The sequence below is a fragment of the Pseudomonas bubulae genome (assembly GCF_900618535.1).
Classification (GTDB): Bacteria; Pseudomonadota; Gammaproteobacteria; order Pseudomonadales; family Pseudomonadaceae; genus Aquipseudomonas; species Aquipseudomonas bubulae.
Genome location: NZ_UYJA01000001.1, coordinates 1,361,405 through 1,382,237, shown reverse-complemented (window position 1 = coordinate 1,382,237; position 20,833 = coordinate 1,361,405). Strand labels below are relative to the sequence as shown.

Here is a 20,833-nt window from a genome sequence, read left to right as displayed (position 1 = left end):
AGCGCAAAAGCTGTTGTTGGAGCGGGCTTGCTCGCGATGGGTACAACCCGGCACATCAGATGGATCGAGTCGATGGCATCGCGAGCAAGCCCGCTCCCACGCAGATCAAGGCGCAGGGTTACTGCATATTGATGATGACTTCTTCCTGCCACAGCTGCGGCAAGGCCTTGGAGGTCTTTTCCCAGGCGTCGGCGTCTTTGATCGGGGTGACATTTTTGTACTGGTCGTTGGACAGCAGCTTGGCCTGCACGTCAGCCGGCAGCTTCAGGTGCTCGGCACGAATCGGCCGTGCATTGCCCCGCGCCAGGTTGGTTTGCCCGGCATCGCTGAAGATGAATTCACGGGTCAGCTTGGCGGCGTTCGGGTGTTTGGCGTATTTGTTGATGATGGTGGTGTAGCCCGAGATCACCGAACCGTCGGACGGGATCAGCACCACATAGTCATCCGGGTTGGCCATTTTGGCTTTGTAGCTCAAGCCGTTGAAATCCCAGACCACGCCGACTTCCACTTCACCCTTTTCCATCGTGGCGATGGTCGGGTTGGCCAGTGACAGGCGGCCTTGCTTGGCGATGTCGGCAAACATCAGCAGGGCCGGTTGCACGTTCTTTTCATCGCCGCCATTGGCAATGGCTGCAGCCAGCACGCCATTGGTGGCCTGGGCCGCGGTGCTGACATCACCGATCGAGACCTTGTATTTACCCGACTTTAGGTCAGCCCATTTGGTCGGCACTTCAGAGCCGTGCAGCAGCTTCTTGTTGACGATAAACGCAATGGTGCCGGTGTAGGCCAGAGCCCAGTTGCCGTCTTTATCCTTGGCCCAGTCCGGGATCTGTTCCCAGGTGGTTGGCTTGTACGGCTGGGTTACGCCTTTGGCCACGGCAATCGGGCCAAAGGCGGCGCCCACGTCACCGATGTCGGCACTGGCGTTGTCTTTTTCCGCGGCAAACTTGGCCACTTCCTGGGCCGAACTCATATCAGTGTCGATGTGCTTGAGGCCGTAGAGCTTGTTCAGATCGGCCCAAGTGCCTTTCCAGTTGGCCCAGTCATCGGGCATGCCGACGCTGTTGACCGTGCCTTCAGCCTTTGCTGCGGCTTCCAGGGCTTTTAAATCGACATCGGCGGCCATGGCCGATGTGCACAGGGCAATGCTTGAACCTAACAGTGATGCGAGGAAAAACTGTTTCATCCGAAGCTCCTTGGGCGTTTTCAACGCTGGGTTTTATTGCTCTTTTGCGGTGGGTTGGTCTAGGTCAGCAATACCTGAGCCAATTTAAGCCCGGCAGATGACACTTTAATGTCGGCATTGGTTGTGCAAGGCATATCGCCAGCCAGCGTGTGTGTTCCGGCTAAGCGTAGACCATCGGGAAGGCCCCGGCTGGCAAGGGGTTTGGCGCATTTTGACGGGTATATGAGCGCCCTCTTGTCATCGAACAGTCATATGTTCTGCCTAGGCTGACAGGTTCAGGGAGTGACCGTTTGACGGCCATGTTTGCCCACTTTTGGTGCTGGACTAGTCCAGCCAGGTAACGTTGATGCGAGAAGGTGCACCCAAGGCGGTAACAGCGATAAGTCGCACGCTGCAAGAGCAGATTGAGCACGGTCTACTGGCGGGAGGCAGTCAGCTGCCGGCCGAGCGCAAACTCAGCGAGTTATTCGCCACCACCCGCGTCACCGTGCGCGAAGCGTTGTTACAGCTTGAATCCCTGGGGCTGGTGTATCGGGAGGAGCGGCGCGGCTGGTTTATTTCGCCGCCGCGTCTGGCGTACAACCTGATGCAGCGCAGCCACTTTCATGCCATGGTCACGGCCCAGGGGCGAGTGCCAACCACCGAGGTGATCTCGGCGCGCCTGCTGCCGGCCACGGCTGCGGTGTGTGAGCGCTTGCAGTTGCCGGCGTTATCCAGCGTGATCCAGATCTGCCGGGGCCGGCGGATTGACGGGCGGCTGGTGCTGTATGTGGAGCACTACCTGAATCCGCAGTACTTCCCGCAGATCCTTGACCTTGATCTGACGCAGTCGATTACTGAGCTGTATGCCCGACATTACGATTTGCATTACGGCCGGGTGCGTTTTGAGATTGTGCCTACGGCGCTGCCGGTAGAGGCTGCAGCGACGCTCAAGGTATCAACCGGCAGCCCGGGTTTGCGCATTGCGCGGGTCAATTACGACCAGCACGAACGGCTGATCGACTGTGATCTGGAGTATTGGCGACATGATGCGATTCATGTCGGGGTGGATGTGCAGGAGCGTTGAACAAACCTGCTTTTGTGGGAGCGAGCCTGCTCGCGATGCATACTGCGCGGTCTGTCAGGAGAACCTGGCCGATATCATCGCGAGCAGGCTCGCTCCCACAAGTTATTGGCTCAATCCTTTTGCAGGATACCGCTGCCCGCCGTCACCACCTGCACACTCAAGCGCGGGGTGGCCAGGTCCAGCCCGGCCTCATCCAGGTGACGCTTGAGCGACAGGTTGAACGCCCGCGACACTTCCCATTGCTTGATCGGTGCCGTCTTGAAACGGGCACGCAAAATGGCGCTGCCGGACTCGAAACTCTCGACCCCCTGAATCTCCAGCGGCGACCAGATATTGCGCCGCTGCAGCGGGTCGGTGCGCATCTTTTGCCCGACTTCACGCATCAGCTTGATGGCGTCGTCGATTTCCATGTTGTAGGGGATGGCGACGCGGAAGATGGCGTAGCCAAATTCCCGGGAGTAGTTTTTGATGCTTTTGATTTCACTGAACGGGATGGTATGCACGATGCCGTCGATATCGCGCAGGCGCACGGTACGAATGGTCAGCCCTTCAACCGTGCCCAGATGCCCGCCGACATCGACGTAGTCGTCGATGGCCAGGGAATCTTCGATGATGATAAACAGGCCCGTGATCAGGTCGGCAACCAGTGACTGAGCACCAAAACCGATGGCCAGACCGATTACGCCGGCACCCGCAAGCAGGGGGGTGACGTTCATGCCCATATTGGCCAGGGCGACGATCAGCGCAATGATGAAGATCGCGGCAAACAGGATGTTGCGAATCAGCGGCATCATGGTTTGCGCGCGGGCATTGGCCAGGCCCTTGCGCGATCGGGTCAGGGCATGGTGGATGGCGGTGTCGGCGAGAATCCAGATCAGCCAGGCAAACAGCAGCGTACCGCCAAGGCCGAACAGCTTGACGCTGATCTCGTGACCCTCACCCTCGGTAAAGCCGATCAGCGACATACCCCACACCCGCAGCCCCAGCTCGATAAACACCAGCCACACAATCAGGTGGGCCAGGGTGTAGACGAAACTTTTCAGACGCTCGGAATACAGCGCATGGCGCTTGTGGCCACGTTGCGGCTTTTGCGCATGACGGCGCACCAGCCCGTTGATCACCATGCACAACACCACCAGCACGGTACAGATCAGCGACTGGCGCAGCGCGGTGCTGGTGTCGCCTGCCGAGATAAACGTGGCCGCCAGCGAGATGCCCACCAGAATCAGCGCCGCGACATACCAGTAAGTGCCGAGGATCTCGATGCTGTCGCTCAGGGCGCGACGGGTCAGGCGGCGCGACAGGGGTTGATTGCGGATCAAGTGGGCGATAGGGCGGCGGAAACGGATGATAAACAGGCCGGTGGACAGCGCCGCCATCACATTGGCAAAGGTCGCCGCGGTATGCGCCAAGTGCACGCCCAGGGTGGCCACCAGTCGCGGATCGCTCAGGGCTTCGCCAAAGGCTGCGAAGCTGCCGATCCACCACAGCGGGCGAAATGCCTGGTGCCGCAGGATATGCAAGGCGCGGTGCCGGTGGGGGCCATCGAGCAGCGAGAAAAGGATCACGCAGATGGCCGAGAAACAGGTGCCGATAACCAGCGCGTACGCCAGCACCATTGCCAGGTCCTTGCCCAGCGAAGACGGCAGGGAGTAACTCATGTACACCGTGATCATCAGCGCGACCATCCACGGCCCCAGCTTGCGCAAGGCAAAGCGCAGCATGTCGACGGCCTTGGGGTGTTGCGGCAATTCCTCGCTCAGGCCAAATCGCAATCGCACCCGGTGGCTGACCCAGATCAGCAGGGCGGCCAGCAGGCTCCAGATCATGATGACCAGGGCAAAGCCAAAAATGATCGGCAGCCATTCATTGGCTGGCAGCATCAATGCAGAGAGTTCTTCCTTGGCCTGGGAGATTTCCTTGGTCCAGCGATAGGTTGGACTGTCATCGCCGGAAAACTGCTTTTCGAGATCGGCCAGGGTGCTGCCGATCAGCCCCAGAACGCCTATCTCGGCTTCGGGCTGGGCTTTTTTGGTGGCATCGCGAAGTTTTTTCAGGTCGGCCAACAGCTTGCTGCGCTGCTGATCGTTTTCGAGGTTCTTGATCACCTCGTCCAGCGATTGGCCCAGTGGCTCGGTAGGTTGTGCCTGGGTTTTGTCCGAACTGCCCAGCATGCCCGGCAAACCGACGGCCTGCGCAGAGGTCATGGGCAAGAGCGTCAGCAGGCAAACCAGCAGGAAACAGGGCAGGGCGACAAGACGGGAAAACACTGGGCGATCAACCTCGAGGGGGAGCGAATTGGCCGAGTGTACGCTAGGCCCCGTGATCATTCATTTCTTGTCACATAAATAAATGATCGCGGGCCCGGGGCGGGAAAATGTCGGGGCTACTCATTCAGTTTGGCGAGGATTTTGAAGATGATGGTGCCGAATATCAGCAGCATGCCAGCCCAGATCATCAGCACGCCGATGCCACTACTGCGTTCGCGAAAGTTGAAGCCAATGGTCAGCAGCAGCATGCCGCAGATAATTGGAATCATCATGGAGTGGAAGGCAGTGGTTTCAAACATGGTGAGAGGGACCTGTGCAAGTGAGTGCCCCAAGTCTAGGTCGGTTTGCGCAGATGTGTGGTGATGTGTATCAAAAATGAATCAGCCAGACGCAGAACCTTGAAGCCGCTGCCGCAGTCTGCGACGGGTTGCGCAGCGACCCTGCTTTATCGAAGGTCCTGCGGCCCTTATCGCAGCCTGCGGCAGCGGCTTCAAGGAATATGCCTTACGGCAACTGGTTGCTGGCGTAGAACGCGCTCAGCACTTTGACCAGGTGAGCCAGGTCATGGCTGCCGGCCAGTTCGCGGATCGAGTGCATGGCGAAGGTCGGCAGGCCGATATCCACGGTGCGCACGCCCAGGTGGCTGGCAGTGATCGGGCCAATGGTCGAACCGCAACCCATGTCGCTGCGCACCACAAAACTTTGCACCGGGACTTCCACGGCCATGCACAGGTGGCGGAAGAATCCGGCGGTTTCGCTGTTGGTGGCGTAGCGCTGGTTGCTGTTGACCTTGATCACCGGCCCGGCATTGAGCTTGGGCCCGTGATTGGCATCGTGCTTGTCAGCATAGTTGGGGTGAACGCCGTGGGCGTTGTCTGCCGAGACCAGCAGAGATTTCTGGATCGTGCGTACGTACTCGTCGCCCTCAGGCAACAGGCGCTGCAGGATTTGCTCCAGCATCGGGCCATCGGCGCCGCAGGCCGAGCACGAGCCGACTTCTTCGTGGTCGTTGGCCACGAACAGACAGGTTTCTTCGGTCTCGGTGGTGAGCAGGGCTTGCAGGCCTGCGTAGCAGGACAGCAGGTTATCCAGGCGCGCACCGGCGATAAAGTCGCCGTTGAGGCCGATCACCGCAGCGCTTTGGGTGTCGTAGAAACTCAGCTCGTAGTCCAGCACCACGTCGGCATTGAGGCCGTGCTCGCGGGCCAACTGGTCGGTGAGCAACGCGCGGAAGTCAACGCGCTCATCACCGGCCACCTGGGCCAGGATCGGCGGCAGTTCGGTCTGCGGGTTGATCGCCCAACCTTCGTTGGCAGTGCGGTTGAGGTGGATCGCCAGGTTGGGGATCGTCGCAATCGGCGCCTTGAAATCGATCAGCTGGCTTTCGACCTGGCCATCGCGGCGGAAAGTGACGCGCCCGGCCAGGGACAGGTCACGGTCGAACCAGGGCGCGAGCAATGCACCGCCGTAGACCTCGACGCCCAATTGCCAGAAGCCCTGGCGTTGCAGTTCGGGTTGTGGCTTAACCCGCAGGCAGGGGCTGTCTGTGTGGGCGCCAACCATGCGGATACCGCCGTGCAGGGGCGAATGGCGACCCAGCTTGAAGGCGACGATGGAAGAGTCATTACGGGTGACGTAATAGCGGCCATTGGCTTCGGTGAACCAGGTTTCGCGCTCGTCGAGGCGCTGGTAGCCGGCGGCCTCAAGGCGCTGAACAAGACTGGCAGTGGCATGAAAGGGGGTAGGGGAGGCCTTGAGGAAGTCGATCAGGCCTTGGTTCAACTCTTCGCGCATAAGTTACTCCAGACAGCAAGGCCGCGAGTTTAGCGCATTGATCGCAAGATTTGGCTCTCTAATGCAGCTCTTGTGGGAGCGGGCTTGCTCGCGATGGCATCAGTGCGATGTTCCTGCAAAACCGCGTCGCCTGTATCGCGAGCAAGCCCGCTCCCACAAGGGGTGGTAGGTATTTAGAACGGTGCCGGGCACTCAAAGCGCAGGCGTTCACCGGTTTGCGGGTGGGTGAAGCTCAGCATGCTCGCGTGCAGGCACAAACGCGGCCATGCGGCCAGGGCTTGCGGGTGCGCATACAGGCCATCACCGAGCAGCGGGTGGCCGATTGACAGCATGTGCACGCGCAACTGGTGCGAACGGCCGGTAATCGGTGTCAGCTCAACGCGGCAGTAATCGCCACACCGCTCCAGGATCTTCCAGAAGGTCAGTGCGTTTTTACCGAATTCATGGTCAACCACGTGCCGGGGTTTGGTCGGCGGGTCGTAGCGCAGGGGCAGATCGATGCTGCCGCTGTCCAGCTCGGGCTGGCCCCAGGCTAGTGCGGTGTAGGCCTTTTCGGTTTCGCGGTCGTGAAACTGGCGGGAAAGCTCACGGTGAGTGTCAGCGTCCCGCGCCAGCAAAATAATACCGGACGTTTCCCAATCCAGGCGGTGGACAATGCGCGCCTCGGGGTAGCCGTTTTCTTGCAGGCGGGTAATCAAACAGTCCTTGTTGTCATCGGCCCGGCCCGGCACCGAAAGCAGCAAGGTCGGCTTGTTGACCACCAGAACGCCAGCGTCCTCATGGATAATGTGAATATTGGACAACGGCATTAAAACAGCCTCTTGAAAAACGCCAACGGCGACAAAGGAGCCTCCCCTGCAGGGAAGGCACCGAGGTCGCCGTGGTGCCCGCCGGATCGATTAACGATCTGGCAGTGTGATGTTGAGTTCCAGAATCGAGCAGCTACCTTCGTTTTCAAGGGCGATCTGTACAGAATCGTCGCCGATGTTGACGTATTTGCGGATCACCTCGACCAGCTCTTTTTGCAGGGCAGGCAGGTAGTCCGGGGTGCTGCGTTGGCCACGCTCGTGCGCCACGATGATCTGTAGACGCTCTTTCGCCACCGACGCGGTTGTTGGCGTTTTGCGGGTACGAAAGAAGTCAAAAATGTTCATTGTTTAGTTGCCTCCAAACAGGCGCTCGAAGAATCCCTTCTTCTGTACATCAAGGAACCGGTGCTCCACGGTTTTGCCCAGCAGGCGATCAACGGCATCGCTGTAGGCCTGACCGGCGTCGCTTTGATCGTCAAGGATCACTGGCACGCCCTGGTTGGATGCCTTGAGAACAGCCTGGGACTCCGGGATCACGCCCAGCAGGGCCACGGCCAGAATCTCTTTGACGTCTTCAACGCCGAGCATTTCGCCTTTGGAAACGCGATCAGGGTTGTAGCGGGTCAGCAGCAGGTGTTCCTTGATCGGATCCTGGCCCAGTTCGGCGCGGCGCGACTTGCTGGCCAGCAGGCCCAGCATGCGGTCCGAGTCACGTACCGAGGACACTTCCGGGTTGGTCACGACTACCGCTTCGTCAGCGAAGTACATGGCCAGGTGGGCACCGGTTTCGATACCGGCCGGGGAGTCGCAGACCACGTATTCGAAGGTTTCCTTAAGCTCCATAAGAACTTTTTCGACGCCTTCCTTGGTCAGCGCGTCCTTGTCACGGGTCTGGCTGGCGGCCAGCACGTAGAGGTTTTCCAGGCGCTTGTCTTTGATCAGCGCCTGCTGCAGGTTGGCTTCACCGTTGACCACGTTGACGAAGTCATACACCACGCGGCGCTCGCAACCCATGATCAGGTCGAGGTTACGCAAACCGACGTCAAAGTCGACGATCACTGTTTTGTGGCCGCGCAGAGCGAGGCCGGTACCGATAGCGGCGCTGGTGGTGGTCTTACCCACACCACCCTTGCCGGATGTAACCACTAGAATCTTGGCCAAGGTGTTTCACCCCTAAGGAAAAAGGACTTTTTAGCCCCTGAATAACATCTCTATGAACGACTGCAGGTGAACAGCCTTGGCGGGTCATTGTTCAAGTCGCGTTTACGCTGTGTAAACGCTGCCTGATTGCTTGTCCCTACAAGGAAAAGTCTGTTTTCACTACGATTTTGAGATGCTTGGAAAATGGCGAGAGTATCCGTTAAAGCCGGGTGATGTTCAACATGTCACTTGACAGACTGATCTGAACACCTGTTCCCCACAGAGGATCCCGACGCAGGTCTTCGGATACCTTGTACTTGCCCGCAATTGACACTAGCTCGGCGCTCAGCTGCTGGCAAAAAATCCGTGCCTTGGTGTTGCCCTTGTGCCCGGCCAGTGCGCGGCCCCGCATAGGCCCGTACACATGGATGTTGCCATCGGCCATAAGTTCCGCACCGGGGCTGACTGAAGCGATCACCACCAGGTCACAGCCTTCGGCATACACCGTCTGGCCGCCGCGTACCGGGCTGGTGATGATCCTGGTCGGCTTGATCGCCGGCTCTGGCGGTTTTTCCGGTTTTTTTGCCTCGACCACCACTTCAACCGGATCAATCGGCCGCTCACGGGCGCCGGAGGGTGGCAGTACAGGCAGGTCGATGGCAATGGCAGCAGCGATGTCCTCGATGCGGTTGGCGCGAATGGCCAGGGTGCGCAGGCCATGTTGGCGGCAGACGCGCATCAGCCCCGGCAAATCGATGGCGCCTTCACTGGCGGGCAGCTTGTCCAGCGCCAGTACCAGCGGGGTATTGCTGAAAAAATTCGGGGCCTGGGCCACTTTGGCGGCCAGTTGGCGGTCCAGGGCTTCAAGGTTGTTGTGCGCAAGTTCCAGCACCGTGATGGCGAGCATACTGCCCTTAAGCTGGAACACGGGGGCTTGGTCTAGCGATTCGGTTTGGCTCATGGTTGCTTAACGCGACTTGTCACTTAAAGTGCTGAGACTTATAACGAGAACGCCGGCAGGCCGCAAGCCGGGTCTAACGATGTAGAATGGCCGACCCTTGTGTCTGTCCGGAATCATTAATGGATCGCCCGCGTTTTCGTGCCGCTTTTTTTCATCCGCGTTTCTGGCTGCTATGGCTGGGTCTCGGCGTGCTGTGGCTGGTCGTGCAACTGCCTTATAAAGTACAACTGTGTATCGGCCGTGGTCTCGGCGCCCTGATGTATCGGGTGGCCGGTGATCGCCGACGTATTGCCACGCGCAACCTTGAATTGTGTTTCCCTGAAAAGACCCGCGCCGAGCGCAAGCAGTTGCTCAAGGACAACTTCGCCTCGACCGGTATCGCCTTCTTTGAAATGGCCATGAGCTGGTGGTGGTCAAAACCGCGTCTGGCCAAGCTGGCCCATGTCGAGGGGCTGGAGCACCTGAAGCAGGCTCAGCTTGAAGGCAAGGGGGTAATCCTGATGGCATTTCACTTTACCACCCTGGAAATCGGCGCTGCCTTGCTGGGTCAGCAACACACCATCGACGGCATGTACCGCGAACATAAAAACCCGCTGTTCGACTTTATCCAGCGTCGTGGCCGTGAGCGGCACAATGTAGATTCGCTGGCTGTCGAACGTGATGACGTGCGCGGCATGCTCAAGCTGCTGCGCTCAGGGCGGGCGATCTGGTATGCGCCCGACCAGGACTACGGCGCCAAGCAGAGCATCTTTGTGCCTTTGTTCGGCATCCAGGCGGCCACCGTTACCGCCACCAGCAAGTTCGCCAAACTGGGCAAAGCGCAGGTTGTGCCCTTTACTCAACAAAGACTGGCCGACGGCAGTGGTTACAAGCTGGTCATTCATCCGCCACTGAGGGATTTCCCCGGAGAAAGCGATGAGGCTGATTGCCTGCGAATCAATCAATGGGTTGAGCGGGCGGTGCGTGAATGCCCCGAGCAGTATCTGTGGGCCCATCGCCGCTTCAAGACCCGCCCGCCCGGCGAGCCGAAACTGTACGACAAACGCGGCTGAGGCGGCCGCACTGGCGTGACTGCGGTTGCGCCGGTGACGGGCCTGATACTGTCTGGTGGTGGTGCGCGGGCGGCCTATCAGGTCGGCGTGCTGGCGGCGATTGCCGAGTTGCTGCCTGCCGGTGCCATCAACCCGTTCCCGGTGATTGTCGGGACGTCAGCGGGCGCGATCAATGCGGTCAGCCTGGCTAGCGGGGCGATGGATTTCACCCGCGCGGTCGAGCACCTGACCCTGTTCTGGCAGGGTTTTGAAAGCAGGCGCGTGCTACGCAGCGACTGGTCGGGGGTTTTGCATCAGGCCACGCGTTTTTTTGCTCACAGTCTGCTCGGGCTAGGCTCGCATGTGCCGGTGGCGCTGCTCGACAGTTCGCCCTTGCGCGATCTGCTCCAGGACCGGATCAACTTCCCCGGTGTTGAACAGGCGATTGCCGGGCATCACCTACGGGCTGTCGCGGTTACTGCATTTGGCTATTCTTCCAGTCAGGCGGTGACCTTTTATCAAGGCAAGGGCACCATCAATGGCTGGTTGCGCCATCGGCGCATCGGCATGCCCACCGCTTTGACGGTTGAACATCTGCTGGCCAGTTCGGCCATCCCTCTTCTGTTTGCTCCGGTCAAAATCGGCGAAGAGTATTTTGGCGATGGCGCAGTGCGGCAGTCGGCGCCAATCAGTCCTGCGCTGCATCTGGGAGCCAACCGGGTGCTGGTGGTGGGGGTGAGCGGCAACCTGCACGGGCCGGACCTTCAGGCCGGCCAGTCGCACTACTACAACGCTCAACAACCGACGCTGGCGCAAATTGGCGGGCATATGCTCAACAGTACGTTTATCGACAGCCTGGAAAGCGATATCGAGCTGCTTGAGCGGCTCAATCACTTCAGTCGCCTGCTGCCCAGGCAATCCGACAACCTCGGTTTGTCCCCCGTGGAGGTGCTGGTGATTGCGCCGAGCCAGCCTATAGACGAAATCGCGGCCCGCCATCGGCATGAGCTGCCGGCCGCGCTGCGCATGTTCCTGCGTGGCCCCGGTGCGACCAAAACCAGTGGTGCAGGGGTGCTCAGCTACCTGCTGTTCGAGGCGGGTTATTGTCGGGAGTTGATCGAGTTGGGGCGACGCGATGCGATGGCCAAGCGCGATGCGCTGTGCCAGTTTTTGCGGGTTTGAACTACTCGCTTTTGTAGCCGCTGCCGCAGGCTGCGATAAGGGCCGCCGGCCCTTCCTCGGGGTCGCTGCGCAACCCATCGCAATCTGTTGCAGCGGCTACAGGTTTACTCGGCAATCTGCAATTTGCGCGCTTCAGTGTAGATGTAACGCAGCTTGTCGTATTCGAATGGCGAGTCGAACTGACCATAACGGAAGCTGGTGGTATAGCGTTTGTCGACAGCGCCCAGCACCCAGATCTCGGGATGGCGAGTGCTCTCGTGCGGCACGTTCAGGAAGTTGATCTCCTGGTTGACGCCATAGTCGACCACCAGGCCCGTGGTGTCGCGCAGGTTCGACGGGCCAAGGATCGGCAGCATCAGGTATGCACCGCCGGGTACGCCATAAAAGCCCAGGGTCTGGCCGAAGTCTTCACTTTGACGGGGCAGGCCCATGGCTGTGGCCGGATCCCACAGCCCGCCGATGCCGATGGTCGTATTCAGCAACAAGCGCCCTGTGGTTTCCATCGAGCGATGGCCCTTGAGCTGCAGCAGGCTGTTGAACAGGTTGGGTACATCCCCCAGGTTGTTGAAGAAGTTGCTCACACCCGTGCGCAAAAAACTGGGCGTGACATAGCGATAGCCATTGACCACCGGGAGGAACACCCACTGGTCGAAGCGGTAGTTGAAATGGTAGATCCTGCGGTTGATCGGCTCCAGCGGGTCATAGATGCTCAGAGCGTTCATGGTGGCGCGCTCGAACTCACGCTGATCCAGGCCCGGATTGAACTTCAACAGTTTCAACGGCTGGGTAAACCCGTCGACATCGGGGGTCAGTTCCGTGTGAGCTTTGCTGTTGTCGGCTTGGGCGAAGCCGGCGCCGAGCAGGGCGGCGAGAAGCAATAATTGTTTAGCCACGGAAGAACTCCAGCATATCGTCAGCGTTGACTCGGTAATTGATGTTGCCGCAATGGCCGCCATAGGGGTAAACCGTCAGGCGATTACCGAAGGTTTTACGCAGGAATCCGAGGTCGCCAGGGCCCAGGATGATGTCGTCGGCGTTATGCATGACGGCAATCTTCGGGCTGTTTTTCAGGTAATCCTGCAGGGCGTACAGGCTGACCTGATCGATCAACTGCAGCAGGCTGCCGCCATCGGTCTTGGCGCGCCACATGGGGATCACCTGCTCGGTCAGGTAGCAGTCAAAGTCACACTGCAGCGAACGCTTGAGGAAAGGTGTCAGGCTGGTGCCCTCGGTGATCGGGTAGTTCGGCGGGGTGATCAGGCCACGGCGGTTGATCAGGTCCGAGGTGAACACGATATCGGCTGACGAGAAACGAAACACCGTGCCGATCAGCATGGCCATTTGCTCGTTGGTCAGGCGCTCCTTGGAGTTTTGCAGGTCATACACCAGTGCCGCATTGAGGTCGACCCGGCCTTTATCCTGGAAGTAGCGGGTCAGCTTGCCCAGCACCAGTTCGTAGAACGTGGTGGAGTTGTTGATGCCTTTGACCTCGGTCTGCACCAGCTTGTCGAGGTTGCTGATGGAGGTAAAGAGATTGACCGGCGGGTTGAGCATCAACACTTTTTTGAAGTTGAAGCTTTTGCGTGTTTCATCCAGGTGGCTGACAAAGGCAGCATCCAGCGCACCCAGGCTATAACCCGCGAGGTAGTAGTCGGTAACGGGCAATTTGGCCTGTTGGGCGCGTACAGCCTGCATCACATGATACAAATCCTCGGCGTCGTACTGGCTTATGCCGGGTGTGGCCAGGCGCGAGGCCGAACTCATGAAGTCATAGCTGGTGGGCGATGACAGCTGAACGACGTGATAGCCTTCCTGATAGAAGAGCTTTTTAAGGTATTCGTTGAGGCTGCTGTCGTAGGCAGCACCGGTGCCGGCAATCAGGAACATCAAGGGCGCCGGGTGATCCTGTTTGGCCATGCGGTAAGTGAGCTTTTTCACCGCCCAGAAATTGGCCGGCAGTATGTGCTCACGTTCAGGGCGCAGGTTGAGGGTGTAGTCCGACTGGTTGATATCATCTTCGTCGGGCAGCAGCGGGCGCATTTGCGGCGGAGTGGTGGCAATCGTAGCTTCAAACGGATTGGTTATCGGGTAGCCATACGTTGCGGGGTCGACATCGACCGCCTGCGCGGACGCACTCAAGATAAGGCCGCCCAGTAAGGCAGCGAAGGGCAGAGAACGGAGCATGGAGGCTATCCCTAAATAAGATGCGCAAAAGTTTCGCAGGCTATGACCACAGGGCTCGTACTGAAGTGCCATTCAATGGCACTAAATAATTCCCCAAACAGTCCCGAACAGGCAAAAAGTCACTCAAGATACACGCTGAATGACTTTAGTTAACAGATATCTGATTGCAAGGCTTGTATAGCTGTAGATGGGGATTAAGCTGGGCGCCGTTTTTGCCTATCGGAGTTTGTTATGCGACCTCGTTTGCCGTGGATCTTGCTGCTTATCGCTCTGCCTGTATGGTTGCTCGCCAGTTATGGGCTGCGATACGGCTTGATGGAGGACTCGCAGTGGGTGGGGACCTGTGTGGCAGAGGCTGCGCGCTGGGAATGCCAGTTGCGGGCAAACCTGGGCTTGTTGATTCATTTCCGGGTATTGGGCTGGGTCGCGCTGGTGCTGTCGATTATTGCTTTTTGCGTGCGTGGTCGTGTCGGCTGCGCACTGGCGGTGCTGGCCCTGCTGTTCGGCCTGCCCGCACTGGCGTTGTATAACGCCAGCCTCGCAGTGTTTGCCGTGGTGATCGCCGGGTTGCGCCTGGTGCGGGCCGCGAAGTAAGAGTTTGAAACATTTGTGGGAGCGAGTCTGCTCGCGAAAGGTCTTTGAGGCCTTCGCGAGCAGGCTCGCTCCCACAGGGGGATTGCACTAGAAAGGTGTCATGCGCGCTTGCGCACACTGCGCCACAGCGCCATCACCATCAGTACGCTGACCAATGCCCACATCCAGGCCTGTTCATTGTGCAGGCCTTCGCGGTACAGCTGCACCGGTATGCCTGCCCCGATGATCAAGGCCAGCAGGCCGAACTCACGGCGCGGGCCGCCCACCGGGCGTAGCAGATAAACCAGTGCAGGCAGGAGCAGGGCGGCACTCGGGAAACTTCGATAGCGCGGTTCAAACACCAGCCCAAGCATCATCACCGCTGCGGCAAACCCGGCGGCTGCCAGCCACCAGCCCGCACGGCGCTCCAGTGCGTTGAACAGGCGTTCTCGCCAGCCGTCTTTCTGGCCCAGGGCCAATGCACCATGGGTCAGTACGATCAGGTTCAGGCCAACCAGCAAGCCAGCCCATAGCCACTCGCCAGCAAAGCGGCTGGTGACTGACGCCAGCTCGGCCCATGCCACGATGCTGCATCCCGCCATCGCACCCAGTGCTGGCAGTGTCAGAGCGGCGCGTTTTGTACGGGCCCGGCCGCCAATCAGCAGTGTGCCCGCAAACAGGACGGCGCCAAAGCCCAGCCAGACCCGCCAGTGCGGCAGGTTGGATACCGGGCCGGCGAGGATACCCTTGTCCTGGCGATCGGCATCAAACAAACCCCAGTAACCGCCTACCGCCCCCTCGCTGCCACGCTTCCAGGGTTGGTCGAAGGCTTCGATCAGGTTGTACTTCCAGCCGTTTTGTTCGGCCATAGTGACAAATCCACGAATGAATTTTGCTTCGTTCACCCGGCTTGGCTGGGCAGTTTCCCGCTGGCGACCTTCGCTGGGCCAGCCGGTCTCGCCGATCAGGATATCTTTGGGGGCGAACTTGTTGCCGAATACCTGGCGAACCTGCGCTACATGTTGTACCGCCTGGTCAATGCCGGCAGGGTCATCTTCCCAGTAAGGCAGCAGGTGGATGGTCAGAAAGTCCACGGCCGGGGCAATTTCCGGGTGTTGCAGCCAGAACTCCCAAACGTCTGCATACGTCACCGGTTGCTTGACCTGGCTTTTCACCTTGTCGATCAGCCGGACCAGCTGCGGGGCAGTGACCTCCTTGCGCAGCAAGGCTTCGTTACCGACTATCACTGCGCTGACCACATCCGGGTTGGCATTGGCTGAAGCGATCAGGGCTTGCACTTCCTGCTCCGTGGCCACGGGGTCGCGGCTGACCCAGGCGCCTGCCATCAGCTTGAGCCCGTGTTTGCGTGCCAGCTCGGGCAGAGTTTCAAGGCCCGCCTGGGAATAGGTGCGGATGCATTGAAAGCGCGTGGCCAGCAACGCCAGATCGGCATCCAGACGCTCTGCCCGTGGCACAAAAGGCTGGTCGAACGGCGACTGGTCCTTATCGAACGGCGTATAGGATGCACATTGCAGTTTATGGGTCGGTGTTGCTGCATCGGGCAATATCACCGGTTGGCCCAGGCCGTACCAGAAGCCGGCAATGGCAAATGCGCCCAGCAGGCAGGCAAGGAGATAAGGCAGCACGGGGAAGCGGACAGTCGCAGACATGGTCGGGCCGTATGGGAGCAAAGCCGCGCATCTTACCTGCAATTGAGCAGGCGCAGCGCCTGTGTATGATTTTGACATCTAATGTTTGTCAGTCAGGCCGTCCAGCGTCCGCACGCATCAATTTGGCTGTGATCGCCATGTCGCTGCTGGTTGTATGGGGGTCGTCGTCAGAGCAGGACGCTAAACAGGCGCGGTTGATTATCCGGAGCAAGTGATACGAGGCTGTAAAGCCTTGCAGGAATCTTGAAGTGGCCCGGCACTCGTCGGGCCCGGCACTGTGGGGAATCAAAGATGAAGATGCGACGAATTTTGAGCGCAGGAGCAGTCTTGGTGCTGGCGATGAGTGCGGGTCTGGCGAGCGCGCAGAACAAACCGACCCTGAATATAGGTTATGTGGATGGCTGGTCCGACAGCGTGGCCACCACCCATGTCGCAGCAGAGGTGATTAAACAGAAGTTGGGTTATGACGTGAAATTGATGCCGGTAGCCACCGGCATCATGTGGCAGGGGGTGGCCACGGGCAAACTCGATGCCATGTTGTCCGCCTGGTTGCCGGTGACCCACGGCGAATATTGGACCAAGAACAAGGACAAGGTGGTCGATTACGGGCCCAACTTCAAAGATGCAAAAATTGGCCTGATCGTGCCTGAATATGTAAAGGCACAGTCGATTGCTGACTTGAAGGGCAGCGATGAGTTTAAAAACAAAATTGTCGGTATCGATGCCGGGTCGGGTGTGATGCTTAAAACCGATGAGGCCATCAAGGATTACGACCTCAAGGGTTACAAGTTGCAGGCAAGTTCCGGGGCGGCCATGACCTCGGAGCTTGGGCGTGCCTATGCCAAGAACGAACCGATTGCCGTCACCGGCTGGGTGCCGCACTGGATGTTTGCCAAGTGGAAACTGCGTTTTCTTGAAGATCCCAAAGGCGTTTATGGTGCCGCAGAAACCGTTAACAGCATCGGCAGCAAGGAGCTGAATAAAAAAGCGCCGGAAGTTGCGGCATTTCTGGAGAAGTTTTCCTGGAATTCAAAAGACGAAATTGGTGAGGTGATGCTGGCCATTCAAGAAGGTGCCAAGCCTGAAGTGGCGGCCAAAGAGTGGGTTGCCAAACACCCGGAGCGTGTTGCCCAGTGGACCGATAAATAATCGCGAAGCGTCTAGCTCGCAGTACACAAGACCGCCTGGTGTTTTCGCCAGGCGGTTTTTGCATTTTCGGGCGGGGCAATGGTTGTCATCGTCCTTGCAGACTAGGTAAACCGGGGGCTGCAGCAAATCAGAGGCTCTACTACTAAAGTCGTCTGGAATAGAATTTGCGCCGCCCTAATAGTGAAAACGTTCCATCTCATCTGTGCTGCGAGGACAAAAATAATGAACGACAGCATTTATATCTCGATTCAAAACAGCCCGCGTTTCAAGGAGCTGGTAAAAAAGAGAGAGCGTTTTGCCTGGCTTCTTTCGGCAATCATGCTCGGGTTATATGCCGCTTTTATCCTGTTAATTGCTTATGGGTCACACATCATGGGGACCAAGTTGAGTCCCGATTCGTCCATTACCTGGGGTATTCCGATTGGTGTGGGGCTGATTGTTTCGGCCTTTATCCTGACCGGTATCTATGTGCGCAGGGCCAATGGCGAGTTTGATGAGCTGAACAATGCAATTCTCAAGGAGGCTGGGCAATGATCGGGCGCTTATTGGCAACGCTGGGCGCTACAGCCCTTGCACCGGCAGTTTGGGCGGGGGAGGCCCTGACTGGAGAAGTGCAAAAACAACCGCTCAATATTTCGGCGATCATCATGTTCGTCGTCTTTGTGGGTGCGACCCTGTGCATTACTTACTGGGCATCGAAACGCAACAAGTCGGCAGCCGACTACTATGCAGCTGGCGGCAAGATTACCGGTTTCCAGAACGGTCTGGCGATTGCCGGCGACTATATGTCGGCAGCCTCCTTTCTGGGTATTTCCGCGCTGGTGTACACGTCCGGCTATGACGGCCTGATATATTCGATCGGCTTTCTGGTGGGCTGGCCCATCATTCTGTTCCTGATTGCAGAGCGTCTGCGTAACCTGGGCAAATACACCTTTGCCGATGTGGCCTCGTACCGCTTGGGGCAAACCCAGATTCGCTCGTTGTCAGCCTGTGGTTCGCTGGTGGTGGTAGCGTTCTACCTGATTGCGCAAATGGTCGGTGCTGGCAAGCTGATCCAGTTGTTGTTTGGTCTGGATTACCACGTTGCGGTGATCCTGGTAGGTATCCTGATGTGCATGTATGTGTTGTTCGGCGGCATGCTGGCAACGACCTGGGTGCAGATCATCAAGGCGGTCATGTTGCTGTCGGGTGCCACGTTCATGGCCGTGATGGTCATGAAGCATGTGAACTTTGACTTCAACGCACTGTTCGCCGAAGCAGTGAAGATTCACCCTAAAGGTGAAGCAATCATGAGCCCGGGCGGGTTGGTCAAAGATCCTATCTCTGCATTCTCCCTCGGTTTGGCCCTGATGTTCGGTACTGCTGGCCTGCCACATATCCTGATGCGCTTCTTTACCGTGAGCGATGCCAAGGAAGCGCGCAAGAGCGTGTTCTACGCAACGGGCTTTATTGGCTACTTCTATATCCTGACCTTTATCATCGGTTTTGGCGCAATCATCCTGGTCAGTACCAACCCGGACTTCAAGGACGCGGCTGGCGCCTTGCTGGGTGGTAACAACATGGCGGCTGTGCACCTTGCGGACGCGGTTGGCGGCAGCATGTTCCTGGGCTTTATTTCGGCAGTGGCTTTCGCCACCATTCTGGCGGTTGTTGCGGGGCTGACCCTGGCGGGCGCTTCTGCGGTGTCCCATGACCTGTATGCCAGCGTGATCAAAAAGGGCAAGGCCAACGACAAGGAAGAGATTCGGGTCTCGAAGATCACCACTATTGCATTGGCGGTACTGGCAATTGGCTTGGGTATCTTGTTTGAAAGCCAGAACATCGCGTTTATGGTGGGCCTGGCGTTCTCCATTGCTGCGAGCTGCAACTTCCCGGTCTTGCTGCTATCCATGTACTGGAAAAACCTGACCACCCGTGGCGCCATGATAGGCGGCTGGATGGGGCTGGTAAGCGCGGTTGGCCTGATGATCCTGGGCCCGACCATCTGGGTGCAGATCCTGCATCATGAAAAGGCCATCTTCCCTTACGAGTACCCGGCGCTGTTCTCCATGATCATCGCGTTTGCGGGTATCTGGTTCTTCTCCATTACGGACAAGTCCAAATCGGCAGAGAAGGAGCGTGCGTTGTTCTTCCCGCAGTTTGTGCGTTCGCAGACGGGGTTGGGGGCGAGCGGTGCGGTGGATCATTAATCCGTAATAGACAGTATGTTTAATCGAATCCCCCTGTCGCAAGGCAGGGGGATTTTTTTGTGCCTATTCTCGCTGTGCAAGTGCGAAGTTCCGTAGCAGCTGCTACAAGACGCACACACAAAAAAATACGGCCTCTATAAATAGAGGCCGTATTGTCTGCAATCAGGGCACTATCGTGGGATATGCCTTACTTGCGGTCTTCCAGCTTGGTGATGTCACGCTGCTCGTAGCCGGTGTACAGCTGGCGCGGACGGCCAATCTTGTACGGGCTGGAGAGCATTTCTTTCCAGTGCGAGATCCAGCCCACTGTACGGGACAGGGCGAAGATCACGGTGAACATGCTGGTCGGAATGCCGATCGCCTTGAGGATGATCCCCGAGTAGAAGTCGACGTTCGGGTACAGCGAACGTTCGATGAAGTACGGGTCGGTCAGGGCGATCTCTTCCAGGCGCATGGCCAGTTCGAGTTGCGGATCGTTGGTGATGCCCAGTTCCTTGAGAACTTCGTCGCAGGTCTTTTTCATGACAGTGGCGCGTGGGTCACGGTTTTTGTAAACCCGGTGACCGAAGCCCATCAGCTTGAACGGATCGTTTTTGTCCTTGGCCTTGGCGATGAACTTGTCGATGTTGGACACATCGCCAATTTCGTCGAGCATGGTCAGCACGGCTTCGTTGGCGCCGCCGTGGGCAGGGCCCCACAGTGCAGCGATACCGGCAGCAATACAGGCGAACGGGTTGGCACCCGAAGAACCCGCCAGGCGCACGGTAGAGGTCGACGCATTCTGTTCGTGGTCGGCATGCAGGATAAAGATCTTGTCCATTGCCTTGGCCAGTACCGGGCTGATCGGTTTGATCTCGCACGGCGTGTTGAACATCATGTGCAGGAAGTTTTCGGCGTAGGTCAGGTCGTTACGCGGGTACATCATGGGTTGACCCATGGAGTACTTGTAAACCATCGCTGCAAGCGTCGGCATCTTGGCAACCAGGCGGATCGCGGAAATTTCGCGATGCTGCGGGTTATTGATGTCCAGGGAGTCGTGGTAGAAGGCCGAGAGGGCGCCGACTACACCGCACATGACCGCCATCGGGTGGGCGTCACGACGGAAGCCGTTGAAGAAAGTCTTCAACTGCTCGTGAACCATGGTGTGGTTCTTCACGGTGCTGACAAATTGAGCCTTCTGCTCTGCGGTCGGCAGTTCGCCGTTCAGCAGCAGGTAAGCGGTCTCAAGGTAGTCAGAGTGTTCAGCCAGCTGTTCGATCGGGTAGCCGCGGTGCAGCAGGATACCGTTGTCACCATCAATATAGGTGATCTTCGACTCGCAAGATGCGGTCGACATGAAGCCAGGGTCAAATGTGAATCGGCCCGTGGCCGTCAGGCCTCGCACATCGATTACATCGGGACCCACGGTGCCAGTTAAAATGGGCAGCTCGACGGGGGCTGCGCCCTCGATGATCAACTGCGCTTTTTTGTCAGCCATGTGGCCTCCTATTTATGCTTGAAATCATCAGACAGACCCCCCACGCAGGGCCCGCACCACTATAGTGAGATAAATTCGAATGTCAATTTGCCTAAAGTCTTGCTGTACAAGGCTTTGAGAAGCGTTTTTTCGCGAATATCCCAGCCGTTTAC

The 20,833-nt window shown here is 58.2% G+C and carries 19 protein-coding genes; 7 read left to right on the top strand and 12 right to left on the bottom strand.

All coding sequences use genetic code 11. The features are described from left to right. Positions 1–118: 118 nt before the first annotated feature. Positions 119–1,186, bottom strand: a complete 1,068-nt coding sequence (locus PPTH39_RS06050; RefSeq protein WP_095002130.1) for an ABC transporter substrate-binding protein — start codon at positions 1,184–1,186, stop codon at positions 119–121. Positions 1,187–1,532: 346 nt separating this feature from the next. Between PPTH39_RS06050 and PPTH39_RS06045 the strand changes: the two genes are divergently transcribed. Continuing rightward, entirely contained in the window at positions 1,533–2,252 is a 720-nt protein-coding gene (locus PPTH39_RS06045) for a UTRA domain-containing protein (RefSeq protein ID WP_095002129.1), read from the top strand. 110 nt (positions 2,253–2,362) lie between these two features. On the opposite strand, the gene PPTH39_RS06040 is transcribed toward PPTH39_RS06045, so the two are convergent. The 7 genes from PPTH39_RS06040 to minC form a co-directional block, all read right to left on the bottom strand. Further along, positions 2,363–4,522, bottom strand: a complete 2,160-nt coding sequence (locus PPTH39_RS06040) for a mechanosensitive ion channel domain-containing protein (protein ID WP_095002270.1) — start codon at positions 4,520–4,522, stop codon at positions 2,363–2,365. 116 nt (positions 4,523–4,638) lie between these two features. Continuing rightward, positions 4,639–4,821, bottom strand: coding sequence for a hypothetical protein (locus PPTH39_RS06035; protein WP_095002128.1), 183 nt, complete (start codon positions 4,819–4,821; stop codon positions 4,639–4,641). A gap of 205 nt (positions 4,822–5,026) precedes the next feature. Continuing rightward, a complete protein-coding gene (locus tag PPTH39_RS06030; RefSeq protein ID WP_095002127.1) occupies positions 5,027–6,316 on the bottom strand; it encodes a M18 family aminopeptidase in 1,290 nt (429 codons plus the stop codon). Between the two features lie 173 nt (positions 6,317–6,489). After that, entirely contained in the window at positions 6,490–7,125 is a 636-nt protein-coding gene (locus PPTH39_RS06025; protein ID WP_095002126.1) for an RluA family pseudouridine synthase, read from the bottom strand. Positions 7,126–7,215: 90 nt separating this feature from the next. Beyond that, on the bottom strand, positions 7,216–7,470 hold the full coding sequence (minE, locus tag PPTH39_RS06020) for a cell division topological specificity factor MinE (protein ID WP_016780154.1): 255 nt from the start codon (positions 7,468–7,470) through the stop codon (positions 7,216–7,218). A gap of 3 nt (positions 7,471–7,473) precedes the next feature. Next, positions 7,474–8,286: a septum site-determining protein MinD gene (gene minD, locus PPTH39_RS06015; RefSeq protein ID WP_029611321.1), complete on the bottom strand. Its 813-nt coding sequence runs from the start codon at positions 8,284–8,286 to the stop codon at positions 7,474–7,476. Between the two features lie 199 nt (positions 8,287–8,485). Next, complete coding sequence (gene minC, locus PPTH39_RS06010) at positions 8,486–9,226, bottom strand: septum site-determining protein MinC (protein ID WP_095002125.1); 741 nt, start codon at positions 9,224–9,226, stop codon at positions 8,486–8,488. A 119-nt stretch (positions 9,227–9,345) separates the two neighbouring features. On the opposite strand from minC, the gene PPTH39_RS06005 reads away from it, so the two are divergent. Next, a complete protein-coding gene (locus PPTH39_RS06005) occupies positions 9,346–10,278 on the top strand; it encodes a lipid A biosynthesis lauroyl acyltransferase (RefSeq protein WP_095002124.1) in 933 nt (310 codons plus the stop codon). Positions 10,279–10,293: 15 nt separating this feature from the next. Continuing rightward, positions 10,294–11,439, top strand: coding sequence for a patatin-like phospholipase family protein (locus tag PPTH39_RS06000; RefSeq protein WP_130871756.1), 1,146 nt, complete (start codon positions 10,294–10,296; stop codon positions 11,437–11,439). 104 nt (positions 11,440–11,543) lie between these two features. On the opposite strand, the gene PPTH39_RS05995 is transcribed toward PPTH39_RS06000, so the two are convergent. Beyond that, positions 11,544–12,332 carry an MlaA family lipoprotein gene (locus tag PPTH39_RS05995; protein WP_095002122.1) on the bottom strand — a complete coding sequence of 263 codons (789 nt, stop codon included), beginning with the start codon at positions 12,330–12,332 and terminating at the stop codon, positions 11,544–11,546. Further along, a complete protein-coding gene (locus PPTH39_RS05990) occupies positions 12,325–13,623 on the bottom strand; it encodes a serine/threonine protein kinase (RefSeq protein WP_095002121.1) in 1,299 nt (432 codons plus the stop codon). The genes PPTH39_RS05995 and PPTH39_RS05990 overlap by 8 nt, the downstream gene beginning before the upstream one ends. Before the next feature lie 231 nt (positions 13,624–13,854). On the opposite strand from PPTH39_RS05990, the gene PPTH39_RS05985 reads away from it, so the two are divergent. Further along, positions 13,855–14,217, top strand: coding sequence for a hypothetical protein (locus PPTH39_RS05985; RefSeq protein WP_095002120.1), 363 nt, complete (start codon positions 13,855–13,857; stop codon positions 14,215–14,217). Positions 14,218–14,315: 98 nt separating this feature from the next. On the opposite strand, the gene PPTH39_RS05980 is transcribed toward PPTH39_RS05985, so the two are convergent. After that, positions 14,316–15,866 (bottom strand): glycoside hydrolase family 17 protein, encoded by a 1,551-nt coding sequence (locus PPTH39_RS05980; RefSeq protein ID WP_130871755.1) that lies wholly within the window; start codon positions 15,864–15,866, stop codon positions 14,316–14,318. Positions 15,867–16,157: 291 nt separating this feature from the next. Between PPTH39_RS05980 and PPTH39_RS05975 the strand changes: the two genes are divergently transcribed. The 3 genes from PPTH39_RS05975 (at position 16,158) to PPTH39_RS05965 (ending at position 19,204) form a co-directional block, all read left to right on the top strand. Further along, positions 16,158–17,015, top strand: coding sequence for a glycine betaine ABC transporter substrate-binding protein (locus PPTH39_RS05975; protein ID WP_095019110.1), 858 nt, complete (start codon positions 16,158–16,160; stop codon positions 17,013–17,015). Between the two features lie 222 nt (positions 17,016–17,237). Further along, on the top strand, positions 17,238–17,549 hold the full coding sequence (locus PPTH39_RS05970) for a DUF485 domain-containing protein (RefSeq protein WP_095002117.1): 312 nt from the start codon (positions 17,238–17,240) through the stop codon (positions 17,547–17,549). Beyond that, positions 17,546–19,204, top strand: a complete 1,659-nt coding sequence (locus tag PPTH39_RS05965) for a cation acetate symporter (protein ID WP_095002116.1) — start codon at positions 17,546–17,548, stop codon at positions 19,202–19,204. The genes PPTH39_RS05970 and PPTH39_RS05965 overlap by 4 nt, the downstream gene beginning before the upstream one ends. A 187-nt stretch (positions 19,205–19,391) precedes the next feature. Here PPTH39_RS05965 and gltA read toward each other — a convergent pair whose 3' ends face one another. Beyond that, entirely contained in the window at positions 19,392–20,681 is a 1,290-nt protein-coding gene (gene gltA / locus PPTH39_RS05960; RefSeq protein ID WP_095002115.1) for a citrate synthase, read from the bottom strand. Positions 20,682–20,833 lie beyond the last annotated feature (152 nt).

Coding starts and splice junctions, on each gene's coding strand:
- PPTH39_RS05990 (WP_095002121.1), bottom strand. CDS start 13,623: ATGCTCCGTTCTCTGCCCTTCGCTGCCTTACTGGGCGGCCTTATCTTG.
- minC (WP_095002125.1), bottom strand. CDS start 9,226: ATGAGCCAAACCGAATCGCTAGACCAAGCCCCCGTGTTCCAGCTTAAG.
- PPTH39_RS05975 (WP_095019110.1), top strand. CDS start 16,158: ATGAAGATGCGACGAATTTTGAGCGCAGGAGCAGTCTTGGTGCTGGCG.
- PPTH39_RS05970 (WP_095002117.1), top strand. CDS start 17,238: ATGAACGACAGCATTTATATCTCGATTCAAAACAGCCCGCGTTTCAAG.
- PPTH39_RS06030 (WP_095002127.1), bottom strand. CDS start 6,316: ATGCGCGAAGAGTTGAACCAAGGCCTGATCGACTTCCTCAAGGCCTCC.
- PPTH39_RS06045 (WP_095002129.1), top strand. CDS start 1,533: ATGCGAGAAGGTGCACCCAAGGCGGTAACAGCGATAAGTCGCACGCTG.
- gltA (WP_095002115.1), bottom strand. CDS start 20,681: ATGGCTGACAAAAAAGCGCAGTTGATCATCGAGGGCGCAGCCCCCGTC.
- PPTH39_RS05965 (WP_095002116.1), top strand. CDS start 17,546: ATGATCGGGCGCTTATTGGCAACGCTGGGCGCTACAGCCCTTGCACCG.
- PPTH39_RS06005 (WP_095002124.1), top strand. CDS start 9,346: ATGGATCGCCCGCGTTTTCGTGCCGCTTTTTTTCATCCGCGTTTCTGG.
- PPTH39_RS06025 (WP_095002126.1), bottom strand. CDS start 7,125: ATGCCGTTGTCCAATATTCACATTATCCATGAGGACGCTGGCGTTCTG.
- minE (WP_016780154.1), bottom strand. CDS start 7,470: ATGAACATTTTTGACTTCTTTCGTACCCGCAAAACGCCAACAACCGCG.
- PPTH39_RS06035 (WP_095002128.1), bottom strand. CDS start 4,821: ATGTTTGAAACCACTGCCTTCCACTCCATGATGATTCCAATTATCTGC.
- PPTH39_RS05980 (WP_130871755.1), bottom strand. CDS start 15,866: ATGTCTGCGACTGTCCGCTTCCCCGTGCTGCCTTATCTCCTTGCCTGC.
- PPTH39_RS05985 (WP_095002120.1), top strand. CDS start 13,855: ATGCGACCTCGTTTGCCGTGGATCTTGCTGCTTATCGCTCTGCCTGTA.
- PPTH39_RS06050 (WP_095002130.1), bottom strand. CDS start 1,186: ATGAAACAGTTTTTCCTCGCATCACTGTTAGGTTCAAGCATTGCCCTG.